This window comes from Pseudomonas viridiflava (genome assembly GCF_900184295.1).
GTDB lineage: Bacteria > Pseudomonadota > Gammaproteobacteria > Pseudomonadales > Pseudomonadaceae > Aquipseudomonas > Aquipseudomonas viridiflava.
Genome location: NZ_LT855380.1, coordinates 3,925,046 through 3,938,607 on the forward strand (window position 1 = coordinate 3,925,046; position 13,562 = coordinate 3,938,607).

13 protein-coding genes are annotated in these 13,562 nt (G+C 59.6%); 9 read left to right on the top strand and 4 right to left on the bottom strand.

Annotated elements, in window-relative coordinates; translation table 11 throughout:
- Window positions 1-399: 399 nt before the first annotated feature.
- Entirely contained in the window at window positions 400-2,355 is a 1,956-nt protein-coding gene (gene acs, locus CFBP1590_RS17655; protein WP_088235620.1) for an acetate--CoA ligase, read from the bottom strand.
- A gap of 339 nt (window positions 2,356-2,694) precedes the next feature.
- Between acs and CFBP1590_RS17660 the strand changes: the two genes are divergently transcribed.
- Window positions 2,695-2,961 (top strand): DUF2790 domain-containing protein, encoded by a 267-nt coding sequence (locus CFBP1590_RS17660; protein ID WP_058432809.1) that lies wholly within the window; start codon window positions 2,695-2,697, stop codon window positions 2,959-2,961.
- Window positions 2,962-3,068: 107 nt separating this feature from the next.
- Here the strand turns inward: CFBP1590_RS17660 and CFBP1590_RS17665 are convergent, their stop codons facing one another.
- The gene (locus CFBP1590_RS17665; RefSeq protein ID WP_058432808.1) at window positions 3,069-4,628 is read right to left on the bottom strand and encodes a sigma-54-dependent transcriptional regulator; all 1,560 of its coding nucleotides are present in this window, start codon (window positions 4,626-4,628) and stop codon (window positions 3,069-3,071) included.
- Window positions 4,629-4,900: 272 nt separating this feature from the next.
- Here CFBP1590_RS17665 and phhA point away from each other — a divergent pair, with 272 nt between their 5' ends.
- The 5 genes from phhA to CFBP1590_RS17690 all read left to right on the top strand — a co-directional run bounded on the left by phhA (window position 4,901) and on the right by CFBP1590_RS17690 (window position 9,394).
- Window positions 4,901-5,698 carry a phenylalanine 4-monooxygenase gene (gene phhA, locus CFBP1590_RS17670; RefSeq protein WP_088235621.1) on the top strand — a complete coding sequence of 266 codons (798 nt, stop codon included), beginning with the start codon at window positions 4,901-4,903 and terminating at the stop codon, window positions 5,696-5,698.
- A 40-nt stretch (window positions 5,699-5,738) separates the two neighbouring features.
- Window positions 5,739-6,095 (top strand): 4a-hydroxytetrahydrobiopterin dehydratase, encoded by a 357-nt coding sequence (locus CFBP1590_RS17675; RefSeq protein ID WP_025994306.1) that lies wholly within the window; start codon window positions 5,739-5,741, stop codon window positions 6,093-6,095.
- On the top strand, window positions 6,095-7,291 hold the full coding sequence (locus CFBP1590_RS17680; protein WP_088235622.1) for an amino acid aminotransferase: 1,197 nt from the start codon (window positions 6,095-6,097) through the stop codon (window positions 7,289-7,291). The genes CFBP1590_RS17675 and CFBP1590_RS17680 overlap by 1 nt, the downstream gene beginning before the upstream one ends.
- Window positions 7,292-7,815: 524 nt before the next feature.
- Entirely contained in the window at window positions 7,816-7,995 is a 180-nt protein-coding gene (locus CFBP1590_RS17685) for a hypothetical protein (RefSeq protein WP_025994304.1), read from the top strand.
- 187 nt (window positions 7,996-8,182) lie between these two features.
- A complete protein-coding gene (locus tag CFBP1590_RS17690; RefSeq protein ID WP_088235623.1) occupies window positions 8,183-9,394 on the top strand; it encodes an MFS transporter in 1,212 nt (403 codons plus the stop codon).
- Window positions 9,395-9,401: 7 nt separating this feature from the next.
- On the opposite strand, the gene CFBP1590_RS17695 is transcribed toward CFBP1590_RS17690, so the two are convergent.
- Together CFBP1590_RS17695 and uraH are read right to left on the bottom strand one after the other, a co-directional pair.
- Entirely contained in the window at window positions 9,402-10,154 is a 753-nt protein-coding gene (locus CFBP1590_RS17695) for a GntR family transcriptional regulator (protein WP_029244304.1), read from the bottom strand.
- A gap of 136 nt (window positions 10,155-10,290) precedes the next feature.
- Window positions 10,291-10,644 carry a hydroxyisourate hydrolase gene (gene uraH, locus CFBP1590_RS17700; protein WP_088235624.1) on the bottom strand — a complete coding sequence of 118 codons (354 nt, stop codon included), beginning with the start codon at window positions 10,642-10,644 and terminating at the stop codon, window positions 10,291-10,293.
- A 403-nt stretch (window positions 10,645-11,047) separates the two neighbouring features.
- Here uraH and puuE point away from each other — a divergent pair, with 403 nt between their 5' ends.
- The 3 genes from puuE to alc are packed head-to-tail and all read left to right on the top strand — an operon-like array spanning window position 11,048 to window position 13,525.
- Window positions 11,048-11,977: an allantoinase PuuE gene (puuE, locus tag CFBP1590_RS17705; protein WP_088235625.1), complete on the top strand. Its 930-nt coding sequence runs from the start codon at window positions 11,048-11,050 to the stop codon at window positions 11,975-11,977.
- The gene (uraD, locus tag CFBP1590_RS17710) at window positions 11,974-12,513 is read left to right on the top strand and encodes a 2-oxo-4-hydroxy-4-carboxy-5-ureidoimidazoline decarboxylase (protein WP_088235626.1); all 540 of its coding nucleotides are present in this window, start codon (window positions 11,974-11,976) and stop codon (window positions 12,511-12,513) included. The genes puuE and uraD overlap by 4 nt, the downstream gene beginning before the upstream one ends.
- A 16-nt stretch (window positions 12,514-12,529) precedes the next feature.
- Complete coding sequence (gene alc, locus CFBP1590_RS17715; RefSeq protein WP_088235627.1) at window positions 12,530-13,525, top strand: allantoicase; 996 nt, start codon at window positions 12,530-12,532, stop codon at window positions 13,523-13,525.
- The last annotated feature ends 37 nt before the right edge of the window (window positions 13,526-13,562 follow it).

Genomic DNA, 13,562 nt, shown 5'->3' on the forward strand with positions numbered 1-13,562 from the left:
CGATATTTCTTCAATGCGACAACAAGTTACAGAAGCGCCTGAAAAGCACCTTGACCCTGTTGACGAAGCTGAAATCAGGTGATCCAGCGGATCATATCCAACCGATCAATACAGCAAAAAGCGCGCCCATTATTGGCAAAGCCTTCTAATCCGGCAAGCCCAGCGTGTGATCGCCTTGGAGAATCGTCTTGAGGCGCAGCATATTCCTACAAATAATGGGACGAATGTCCCACAAGGAAGCAGGCGGGAGAAACAGCGGGTAGACGCGTAACAGGTCGATATATCCCGGCTGGAAAATCAGAAGCTGATCGTGCAGATGCTCAGCGACCGCATGCAGCCGGGACGCAGAGCGTCCTGAGAGGCATTCCCACGCGGAGCGTGGGAATGATCAGTGGGGTATCAGGCGGCGCTCATGGCCTTGTGGGTTTCGATCAAGTGCTGGACAACACCTGGATCGGCCAGGGTGGAGATGTCGCCCAAGGCGTCGTACTCACCGGTCGCGATCTTGCGCAGGATGCGGCGCATGATCTTGCCCGAGCGGGTTTTCGGCAGGCCCGGCGCCCACTGGATGAAGTCAGGCGAGGCAATCGGACCGATCTCCTTGCGCACCCAGTTGCGCAGTTCGATGCGCAGCGCTTCATCTGCCGTTTCACCGGCGTTGAGCGTGACGTACACGTAGATGCCCTGCCCTTTCAGATCATGCGGCACACCGACCACCGCCGCTTCGGCGACTTTCGGGTGCGCGACCATCGCGCTTTCGATCTCGGCAGTCCCCATGCGGTGGCCGGAAACGTTGAGCACGTCGTCCACGCGACCGGTGATCCAGTAGTAACCGTCTTCGTCGCGACGCGCCCCATCACCGGTGAAGTACATGCCACGGAACGTCTTGAAGTAGGTGTCGACGAAGCGGTCGTGATCGCCATACAGAGAACGCGACTGACCCGGCCAGGAATCGAGAATCACCAGATTGCCCTCGGCCGCGCCCTCGATCAGGTTGCCCAGGTTGTCCACCAGCGCCGGAATCACGCCGAAGAACGGACGTGTTGCCGAGCCCGGTTTGAGCGCGGTCGCACCCGGCAGCGGGCTGATCAGGATGCCGCCGGTTTCGGTCTGCCACCAAGTGTCGACGATCGGGCAGTTTTTCTTGCCCACGGTGTCGTAGTACCAGCCCCAGGCTTCGGGGTTGATCGGCTCGCCCACCGAACCCAGCAGACGCAGGCTGGAACCGTCAGCGCCCTCAACCGAACGCGTACCCTCGGCCATCATGGCGCGAATGGCGGTCGGTGCGGTGTAGAGGATGTTGACCTTGTGCTTGTCGATGATTTTCGACACGCGGGTGATGTCCGGGTAGTTCGGCACACCTTCGAACAACAGTGTGGTCGCGCCGTTGGCCAGCGGGCCGTAGACGATGTAGCTGTGGCCGGTGACCCAGCCCACGTCTGCCGTGCACCAGTAGATCTCGCCCGGCTTGTAGTCGAACACGCGTTCGTGAGTCAGTGCCGCGTAGAGCAAATAACCGGCGGTCGTGTGCAGCACGCCCTTGGGCTTGCCGGTGGAACCGGAGGTGTAAAGGATGAACAGGGATTCTTCAGCGCCCATTTCCTTCGGCGCGCAGGTGCTCGATGCCACTTCCAGCAACGCGTGGTACCAGATGTCGCGGTGGCGGTTCCACTCGATCTCGCCGCCGGTGCGCTTGCAGACAATGACTTTCTGCACGCTGCTGGTTTCAGGGTTGGTCAGCGCACGGTCGACATTGGCCTTGAGCGGGGTTTTCTTGCCGCCACGCAGACCTTCGTCAGCAGTGATGACGACCTTGGAACTGCAATCGATGATGCGGCCAGCCAGCGCTTCCGGCGAGAAGCCGCCGAACACCACCGAGTGGATCGCTCCGATCCGGGCGCACGCCAGCATGGCGACCACAGCCTCGGGGATCATGGGCATATAGATAGTCACGACGTCACCACGGTGCACGTCCTGACCGCGCAGGGCGTTGGCGAACTTGCAGACTTCGGCGTGCAGTTCGCGGTAGGTGATTTCACGGTGTTCGGAAGGATCGTCACCTTCCCAGATGATCGCAATGCTGTCGCCGCGCTCTTCCAGATGACGGTCCAGGCAGTTGTAGGCCACGTTCAGCGTGCCGTCCGCGAACCATTTGATGTCGACGCGGTGATCGTCGAAGGAAGTCTGTTTGACGTTCGTGAAGGGTTTGATCCAGTCGAGGCGCTTGGCCTGCTCACGCCAGAAACCATCGGGATTGACCACCGACTGCTGGTACATGGCCTTGTAGGTTGCCTCATCCGTCAGCGTGTTCGCTGCGACTTCTGGGCGGACGGGGTACAGGGAAGCTGCACTCATCTTGGTTACCTCGGTGGATAGTTGTTGTTTTATGAGTCCGTTGTATCCCGACCTACCTTACAGGACCATTCGACGTTGGTCTTACCGGCCGGGGCCGCTTCGTCCACGCCTGCACACATGCCATGACCGCAGGCGCCATAAACGGATTGTTACCGTTTCGATAAAAAGGCTTATCAAAAGCCTTTATATATGTCGCGCAGTCAGAAGCCTAGAATCACTTCCGCCAACATGGCAAACACCAACAGCCCCCACACAGGCACGGTTCAAATCAATTGTAATGCTTCCTGAATTCGATTATTCGTCAGGCGCATTCGCTCGCACTCAAGAAGGTAAACAGCAATGAAAGCTTCATTCGCGATTCTGGCACTTTGCGGTCTCAGTACATTGGCCATGGCCGAAGAATCGCAAACCAAGGTTGCCGCGCAACAGACACGCGTCGAGGAATATAAATACGGCACTCACTTGGATATCGCCAAGGTCATTTCCACCAGCCAGATCCCCAATGTCTGTCAGGTCGTCCCGGCCCGCATGGTCTACGAAGACTCGCAGGGCAAGCAGCACATCATGAGTTATCAGGTAATGGGTAACGGCTGCAGCAACGGCTGACACTGGCTTGACTGGCGCGACGCCTCGCAGATTATTGTGCAGATAACGATGCGAGGCGCCTCCTGAAATGCTTACATGAGGCGCAGGGTTTTCAAACAACACGCGTGCTATTCAATGTGCTTGCCCACTTCATATCCGCGCAACTTGTTGGCAATGGTTGTATGTGAAACACCCAGTCTTTTACCCAATTGCCGACTGCTGGGATACTGCGCGTAAAGTTGCTCGAGCACCGACTTCTCAAAACGCCCGACAATGGCTTCAAGTCCCCCATCCAGAGAAACATCGGTCAGTGTCTGCCGCACGCCGTAATCGGGCAGCCGGATATGTTCGGCCTGCACCTGTGTGCCGTCGCACAACGAAACGGCCTGAAACAACACATTCTCCAGCTGCCGCACATTGCCCGGCCAGTGATACTGGCTGAGTCGTTTCATGGCGGCAGGTGCAATTCCCGGCAAAGCGCAACCAATCTGGCGACTGGCCTGATCGAGAAAGTGCTCGACCAGAGGCGTCAGACCATCCAGGCACTCGCGCAGCGGCGGAATGTGCAGGGTCAGCACATTAAGCCGGTGGTAAAGGTCCTGCCGAAAAACACCCTGGGCGCAGAGTTCGGACAGATCGACTTGCGTCGAGCACATCACACGCACATCCAGGTACATGTCTTCATCGCTGCCCACGCGGCGAAAGCAGCCATCCTGAATGAAGCGCAGCAACTTGGCCTGCATACGAGCGCTCAGTTCGCCGACGCCATCGAGAAACAGCGTGCCGCCCGCCGTCAGCTCCAACAGACCCAGCCGCCCTTCCACGCGTGCGCCTTCGAACGCACCGGGGTCGTAGCCGAACAATTCGGTCTCGGCCATGGACTCGGACAGTCCCGCGCAATTCAGCGCCATCATCGGCGACTGGCCGCGTGGGCTCGACAGATGACAGGCGCGGGCCAGCAGCTCCTTGCCGGTTCCGGTCTCGCCTTCGATCAACAAAGGCGCATCCAGCGGTGCCATGCGGCGCGCCTCACGCACCACCGCAGCCATGACCTTCGAACTCTGAAAGATGCTGTCAAAACCGCGCAATTCCTGCTTGCGCACGTGATAGATGCGCTCGCCTACCCGGTCCGCCCGGTGCAGCGTCAACACTGCGCCCGCCATCGCCTCGCTGTCATCATGCTCTGACTGCAACGGCGCGATGTCCGCCAGAAACACATCACCGCGCACCTTGATGCGCAATCCATTGATCCGCGACTTGTTGGCGCGCACCAGCGCGGGCAGGTCGAAATCCTCGGCATAGCGCGACAGCGGAATGCCTGGCACTTCGTCGACCCGCACGCCCAGCAACTGGGCCGCTGCCCGGTTGGCGGCCACAATGGCACCGGCCATGTCGATGGACAGCACCGGAAATTCCAGCGCGCCCAGCAAGGCATTCAGCTCCATGTGGCGTCGTTCGCTGGGCATCAATCCGACGCGTTTGACGCCGAATACCCCGGTAATCGCCTCGAACCGGGGACGCAAGGCCTGGAACTGCATGTTGATCAGGTTCGGGCAGTGCAGGTAAATCGCATCGCCATGCTCACCACCCACCTCGCCTCTGGCCACGTTGACCCCGTAGGCAACCAGCAGGTCGAGAATGTCGCGAAGAATGCCGATGCGATTCTGACAATGGACCTTGATGCGCATGGATGCTCGTTCCTCGGGACGTGTTTTTGTTGTAGCACGAAGTCTACCGTCAAGAATACGTGACAGCCCAGCGCAATGAAGGGCTCTCAGGACCACGATTCGCTTGACCGACAAAGCATTCGTAAAGTTTTCGTTACGCTTGAGCGTGCAAACTACCGAGGCCGCACGAAGCAGCCCGCTGACGTCACGCGGGATTTGCGCTATTTCTGGGTCATTGCGCTTCGCACAGAAAGCAGCCCCATAACAACAACAGCGCTCTTCAGGAGACCAGCATGGCCCAGACGCACTACGTAGCGCGTGAGCCCGACGCAGAGGGTTTCATCGATTACCCGGCCGCCGAACACGCGGTGTGGAACACGCTGATCACTCGCCAGATGAAAGTCATCGAAGGCCGTGCCTGTCAGGAATATCTGGACGGCATCGAGCAGCTTCGCCTGCCCCACGACCGGATTCCGCAACTGGGCGAAATCAACAAGGTGCTGGGAGCGACTACCGGCTGGCAGGTCGAACGCGTGCCCGCGCTGATTCCGTTCCAGACCTTTTTCGAACTGCTGGCCAGCAAGCGCTTCCCGGTCGCGACGTTCATTCGCACTGAAGAAGAACTGGACTACCTGCAGGAACCCGACATCTTTCACGAGATCTTCGGTCACTGCCCGCTGCTGACCAATCCCTGGTTCGCTGAATTCACCCACACCTACGGCAAGCTCGGCCTGAGCGCGACCAAGGAACAGCGGGTTTATCTGGCCCGCCTGTACTGGATGACCATCGAGTTCGGCCTGGTGGACACGCCACAGGGACGCAAAATCTACGGCGGCGGCATCCTGTCTTCACCCAAGGAAGCGGTGTACAGCCTGTCATCGGAGCCCGAGCATCAGCCGTTCGACCCGCTCGAAGCGATGCGCACGCCTTATCGCATCGACACCCTGCAACCGGTGTACTTTGTTCTGCCCGACCTCAAGCGCCTGTTCGATCTGGCGCAGGAAGACATCATGGGGCTGGTCGAACGCGGTATGCAGATGGGTCTGCATGCTCCAAAATTTCCGCCCAAACCTAAAAACCACGCGGCCTGATCGCCTGATCGGCAGCCACGCGTCATAAGGAATCCTGTTCATGACTACACTCAACCAAGCCCACTGCGAAGCCTGCCGTGCCGACGCGCCACAAGTCAGCGAAGCCGAGCTGCCTGAACTGCTCAGGCAGATTCCGGACTGGAACATCGAAGTGCGCGACAGCGTCATGCAGCTGGAAAAAGTCTTCCTGTTCAAGAATTTCAAATTTGCCCTGGCCTTCACCAACGCTGTCGGTGAAATCGCCGAAGCTGAAGGTCATCATCCGGGTCTGCTGACCGAATGGGGCAAAGTGACCGTGACCTGGTGGAGCCACTCGATCAAAGGGCTGCACCGCAATGACTTCATCATGGCTGCCCGCACTGACGAGGTGGCCAAAAACGCCGAGGGACGCAAATAATGCATTTCAGGGACATCCAGCGTGTACCGGGCGATCCGATTCTGGGTCTGATCGAGGCTTACGCCAATGATGCGAACCCCGACAAGTTCGACCTGGGCGTGGGTGTCTACAAGGATTCACAAGGCCAGACGCCGGTGCCGCGCGCAGTGAAAGCCGCAGAACAGCGGCTGGTCGACCGGCAGATGACCAAAACCTATATCGGCAGCCACGGTGATCCGCGCTTCGGCACGCTGATCAGCGAACTGGTGCTGGGCGGCGATTCGCCGCTCATCAAGGCAAAGCGTGCAGGCGCTACCCAGACACCGGGCGGTACCGGCGCGTTGCGTCTGGCGGCAGACTTCATCGCGCAGTGCCTGCCCGGCAAGGGTATCTGGCTGAGCGACCCGACGTGGCCGCTGCATGAAACGATCTTCAACAAGGTTGGCCTGAAGGTGGATCATTACCCGTACGTGGGTAGCGATAACCGGCTGAACGTCGATGGCATGCTCGACGCGCTGCGTCAGGTTCCGCAGGGCGATGTGGTGCTGCTGCATGCCTGCTGCCACAACCCTACCGGCTTTGACCTGTCTCACGACGACTGGCGTGAAGTGCTGAAGATCGTGCAGGGCCGCGAGCTGTTGCCGTTGATCGACTTCGCTTACCAAGGCTTTGGTGACGGACTGGAAGAAGACGCCTGGGCGGTCCGTCTGTTCGCCGAAGCATTGCCGGAACTGCTGATCACCAGCTCGTGCTCGAAGAACTTTGGCCTGTACCGCGAGCGCACCGGCGCATTGATCGTCTGCACCGACGAGACACAAAAGCTGCTGGATGTGCGCAGTCAGCTGGCAAGCATCGCGCGTAATCTCTGGTCGAACCCACCCGATCACGGTGCTGCCGTGGTGGCCGAGATTCTGGGCGATCCCGCGCTGAAAAGCCTGTGGTCCGACGAGGTTGAAGAGATGCGTCAGCGCGTGGCGCAACTGCGCAGCGGGCTGGTCGAGGCTCTGACGCCGCTGGGGCTGGGCGAGCGTTTTGCTCACATCGCACAGCAGCGCGGAATGTTTTCCTATACCGGCATCACCGGCGAACAGGTCACCAGACTGCGTGAGGAGCAAAGCGTGTACATGGTCAATGACGGACGAGCCAACATGGCCGGTATCGATGCCAGCCGTCTGGATCAGCTGGCGCAGGCGATTGCGGCGGTGTGTAAAGGGTAAAGGGTAAAGGGCGCCTCTCGCTTCTGATCTTCAAACACCGGACCACAATTTGTCGTTCGCTGGGACACTGCGTTGAACCGGCAGCCTATTGGTTGCGGCCCCAATACCGGCAGTGAGCCATCCCATAAAGGCCTATTGCCAGCCAACTCGCCCAAGACAGTAAAATCCTTTTTTTGTTTCGCCACTCAGTCAATCAGTTGAAAAAAATATCGGGATTGTCATTTTCAGTGGGGTATCCTGCGCATGCTTTTTTAAAGCACGGTTCTATCTGCAACCCCTTGCGAGGAGCGATGACGATGCATGAAATCCCTAACTTCCCACCAGGCCAACAGGAACCAAAGCAGTCGACTCTGGCTCAACAGGAGCTTGGTCAACCTGCCGCAATGAAAGCTGCACCCTCGGCTCAAGACAGCCAAAAAGCCCGAAGCAAAGACTGAAGGCGATTGTTTTCAGGCGTATCGAAAAACGGTTCTGCCGATTTTCAATACGCCTGGAAAACCAGCGAGAGGCACACGGACACACCCATGAGCGATTTCACCGAAACACAGGCCAGCGCACTGATCGGCACTGCTGAAAAAATGATCGAGATCTGGTCGCGCCTGAGCCCGGAAAAGCAGCAAGCCCTGCTGGCCCGATTCGGCACCCAGGAAAACGCCTTGGCTGCACTGGTGACCACGCATCTGGTTGCACCTTCCGGCGCCTGATCTGCCCTTCAATTTAGAAGCACATCCCCCCTGCCCTACAGATTTATTGCAATCTGTTACCAGCATCGTCCGATGCGCCGTATGATGATCACATCGAGAGCTTGCTAAGGATTTTCCGCGCACGCTTTTCAATTGCACCGTTTGAACGCCACACGTCCACTTCATGATCAGAATGAAACCTCTCTCCATGCCCGAGACAAACACTGCTGCACCGCAAACCCCGATGGCTATCACGCTGACGGTGGTTTCCATCGTCATGTTCACCTTCATTGGCTACCTGAACATCGGCATCCCGCTGGCGGTTTTGCCCGGTTATGTCCACAGCGACCTGGGTTTTGGCGCAGTGATAGCCGGTCTCGTCATCAGTGTGCAGTACCTCGCTACGTTGATCAGCCGCCCCTGGGCGAGTCGCATCATCGATAATCTGGGCAGCAAGAAAGCCGTCCAGCTTGGCTTGGCGGGCTGTGGTTTAAGCGGCGTGTTCATGCTGGTGCCCATCTGGCTGCAAGCGTGGCCGATGGCGAGCCTGGTTGTATTGCTGATTGGCCGGGTGATTCTGGGCAGCGCGGAGAGTCTGGTGGGTTCCGGCTCGATTGGCTGGGGCATCGGCAGGGTCGGCGCACAGAACACCGCCAAGGTGATCTCCTGGAACGGTATCGCCAGCTACGGCGCACTGGCCATCGGTGCCCCGCTGGGCGTCTGGATGGTGAATGAACTGGGTCTGTGGACGGTTGGCGTGAGCATCATGCTGTTGTGCGCAATGGGGCTGCTGCTGACCTGGAAGAAACCCGGTGCACCCATCGTGCACGGTGAGCGCCTGCCGTTCATACATGTGCTGGGACGCGTCTTTCCCCACGGCATGGGCCTGGCACTGGGCGGTATCGGCTTCGGCACCATCGCGACCTTTATCACCCTCTACTACGCCAGCAATCACTGGCCAAACGCCGCACTGTGCCTGACCCTGTTCGGCGGCAGTTTCATTGCGGCGCGCTTGCTGTTCGGCAATCTGATCAATCGGCTGGGTGGCTTTCGGGTGGCAATCGTCTGCTTGTCAGTCGAGACCCTGGGCCTGTTGCTGCTGTGGATGGCACCCACCCCCGGCCTGGCGCTGGCGGGTGCAGCATTGACCGGGTTCGGCTTTTCGCTGGTGTTTCCGGCGCTGGGCGTCGAGGCGGTCAATCTGGTGCCGGCGTCCAGCCGTGGCGCTGCGGTGGGTGCCTATTCGCTGTTCATCGACTTGTCGCTGGGCATCACCGGGCCGCTGGCCGGGGCGATTGCAGCTGGCTTCGGCTTTGTCTCGATCTTCCTGTTCGCCGCGCTCGCGTCGCTGAGCGGGCTGGGCCTGAGCATTTATATGTACCGTCAGGCGCAGGCCCTGAGGCAGCAACAGACAGGCTGATTGCGTTTCAGCTGGCCTTGGGCTTCTTCTTGCCCAGCAGGTGCGAGAACACGGCCTGCAGATCATCCGAACTCGCGTCTTCGTCCAGGTTGAGTTTGCTGTCGATGTGGTCCATGTGGTGCATCATCAACTCGACCGCCAGCGCCGCATCCCGCGCCTCGATCGCATCGATCAACTGGTTGTGCTCGTCGTAGGAACAGTGCGTGCGGTTGCCGGTTTCGTATTGGGCAATGATCAGTGAAGTCTGGGAAACCAGGCTGCGCTGGAAGCTGATCAGCGGCGCATTTCGGGCCGCAACGGCCAGTTGCAGGTGGAACTCGCCGGACAGACGAATGCCCGCACCTCGATCCCCGCGGGAAAAGCTGTCGCGCTCATCGCTCACCATCTGGCGCAACTGCGCGAGCTGCGCGGCCGTGGCGTGCTCGACAGCCAGCTCGGTGATGGCCTTTTCCACCATGCGCCGGGCGAAGAACACCTGACGGGCTTCCTCGACGCTGGGACTGGCGACCACGGCACCACGATTGGGGCGCAGCAGCACGACGCCTTCATGACCCAGACGCGACAAGGCGCGGCGGATGATGGTGCGACTCACACCGAAAATCTCGCCCAGTGCCTCTTCGCTCAGTCGAGTGCCCGGCGCCAGACGCTGCTCAAGGATGGCGTCGAAGATGTGCGCGTAAACAATATCGTCCTGAGTCAGGCTGCTTCCAGCCTTGGCAGGTCGCGTCGGTTTCTTGAGAGGCAGGGACTGATCGTTCATGGGCACTCGGGCGCGGATGGATGACGGCGTCGCAACGCGCGCATTGTACACAGGGCAAAACCGGAAAGGCGTGCTCACGTCTGGCGACTGAACGGCGCGCAGAAAAAAGCCCGCAGTGTGCGCGGGCAAGCGAGTATCAGCTGCCCCGGTACGTCGAGTAGCTGTAGGGCGAGATTAACAGAGGCACATGGAAGTGGGCCTGACCTGCGTCAATGCCGAAGCGCAACACCACCACATCGAGAAAGGCCGGCTCGTTGAGCACCACGCCTCTTGCCCGGTAGTAATCGCCCGCGTGGAAATGCAGCTGGTAAACGCCGGATCGATACTCACCGTCCTGCAGCAACGGTGCGTCGCAGCGACCGTCGCTGTTGGTGACGGCGCTGGCAACCTTGAGCATCTGTTCACCTTCAATGCGGTAGAGCTCGATGACGATGGACGCACCGGGACAGCCATGCGCGGCATCCAGAACGTGTGTGGTCAATTTTCCCAAGGCGCTGCTCCTTGTCGTGATCGTTGCGACGATACCGCACCAACAAAGTGCTCGTCGGGGCGCTGTTGTCAGCGATTAAGACACTTTTCGAAAATCCTGTACACGCTAGGCCCGAAACCATAGAGCCTTGAACGCGCCAATCCGGCCGAATTGCTTTGAAATCAGTGAAGCGAAGGAAATCAATCAGGTTTTTCTGATTAAGCTGACCAGTCAGGCAGGTTTCTTGCTTGTTTCTTGCCTGTAGAGATCCTGCAGATTTTCGCACCGTAGTCATCGCGGTTGATGACAGGGAGCGAGGTTACAATTTCAAAAATAAATTGTATACAATCCTCGCACTGCGGGCGCCCTGCCTTTACCCGCACCCGACCTGATTTCACGCCTATCGCCAATAAGGAAGCCAGCAGTGAGCGCCGACTACCCCCGCGACCTGATCGGATATGGAAACAACCCGCCTCACCCTCGCTGGCCGGGCAATGCGCGTATCGCGCTGTCATTCGTGCTGAACTACGAGGAAGGCGGCGAGCGCAATATCCTGCATGGCGACAAGGAATCCGAAGCGTTTCTCTCCGAAATGGTCGCCGCGCAACCGCTGCAGGGCCAGCGCAACATGAGCATGGAATCGCTCTACGAATACGGCAGCCGCGCGGGCGTGTGGCGCATTCTCAAGCTGTTCAAACAGTTCGATATCCCGTTGACGATCTTTGCCGTGGCGATGGCCGCGCAGCGTCATCCGGACGTGATCCGCGCCATGGTTGCCGACGGCCACGAGATCTGCAGCCACGGCTATCGCTGGATCGATTACCAGAACATGGACGAGGCCCAGGAGCGCGAACACATGCGCCAGGCGATCCGCATCCTCACCGAAATCAGCGGCGAGCGTCCAGTAGGCTGGTACACCGGGCGCACCGGCCCGAACACCCGGCGGCTGGTGATGGAGGAAGGCGGCTTTCTCTACGACTGCGACACCTACGACGACGACCTGCCCTACTGGGAACCGAACAACCCGACCGGCAAACCGCATCTGGTCATTCCTTACACGCTGGACACCAACGACATGCGCTTCACACAGGTGCAGGGCTTCAACAATGGCGAACAGTTCTTCCAGTACCTCAAGGATGCGTTTGACGTGCTGTACGCCGAAGGTGAAGAGGCACCGAAAATGCTTTCCATCGGCCTGCACTGCCGCCTGATCGGCCGCCCTGCCCGCCTTGCCGCACTCAAACGGTTCATCGAATACGTCAAAGGCCATGAGCAGGTGTGGCTCACGCGCCGCGTCGACATCGCCCGTCACTGGCACGCCGAGCATCCGTTCACGGCCGAGGCGACGCAATGACCGACTTTTCAGGTTTTGCCCCGTCGACAATGGGCCGCGACGCGTTCATCGCCGCCTTCGGCGATATCTACGAACATTCTCCCTGGGTCGCGCAGCAGGCTTACGACCAAGGGACGCTGGCGGCGCTGGATCAGATTGAAAGCCTGCATGCGCGCATGAGCGATATCCTGCTTGGCGCCACACAGGCGCAACAACTGGCACTGATCAACGCTCACCCGGACCTGGCCGGCAAGGCCGCCGTTCAGGGCGAATTGACCGAGGCCAGCAGCAATGAACAGGCAGGCGCAGGCATCCACCTCTGCACGCCGAAAGAGTTTCAGCGCTTCACCGAGTTGAACGAGGCTTACAAGGCCCGCTTCGGCTTTCCGTTCATCATGGCGGTCAAGGGCAGCGACAGGCACAAGATACTGGCGGCGTTCGAACAACGTCTCCACCACTCGCCGGAGGCCGAGTTCGCTTGCGCCCTGGCCGAGATCAACAAAATCGCACTGTTCCGTTTGCAGGCGCTTCAGGCGCCGCGCTCATCCAACGTTTAGAAGGCAGACAAGAAGCATGAAAGTTTACGCCGCACCGTTCGAGAAGTTCGTGAACCTGGCTGACGCGCGTCTGGGCACGAAGGTTCTGTCCGTGACCGACGACTGGTTCGCCGATGCCAACCGCCTCTTCCAGCCGACGCCTGCGGTCTGGAAGGAAGGCGTGTTCGACGACAACGGCAAGTGGATGGACGGCTGGGAATCGCGCCGCAAACGTTTCGAAGGTTACGACAGCGCGGTCATTCGCCTGGGCGTGGCGGGCACCATCAAGGGCGTGGACATCGATACCTCGTTCTTCACCGGCAACTTCCCGCCGTCCGCCTCGCTGGAAGCCTGCTTTCTGGCCACCGGCGAACCGGACGAAAACACGGCATGGACCGAAGTGCTGCCGTCAGTGGAGCTGAAAGGCAACAGTCATCACTACCACGAAATCAGCCACGACCAGCCGTTCAGCCACTTGCGCTTCAACATCTACCCGGACGGCGGCGTTGCACGCCTGCGCGTGCATGGCGTGCCGCATCGCGACTGGACCACAGTGGGTGATGGCGAGCAGATCGATCTGGTGGCAGCGCTCAATGGCGGGCGTTCGATTGCCTGCTCGGACGAGCACTACGGCAGCATGAGCAACATTCTCAATCCGGGCCGTGGCGTGAACATGGGTGACGGCTGGGAAACCGCCCGCCGCCGCACGCCGGGCAATGACTGGGTGATCGTGGCGCTGGGGCATCCGGGCGAAGTCGAGAAAGTCATCGTCGACACCCTGCACTTCAAAGGCAACTACCCGGACAGCTGCTCGATCCAGGGTGCGTTCGTGAAAGGCGGAACCGATAGCCAGATCGAAACCCAGAGCCTGTTCTGGCGCGAACTGCTGCCCAGCCAGAAACTGACCATGCACGCCGAGCACGAGTTTGCCGAGCAGGTCAAAGCCATCGGACCGATCACCCACATCCGCCTGAACGTGTTCCCGGATGGCGGCGTCAGCCGGTTGCGGTTGCTGGGCAAAGTGTCGCGGTAAGCTTCAGCGTTGAGAGAGTGCCCGACTGAATGCATAC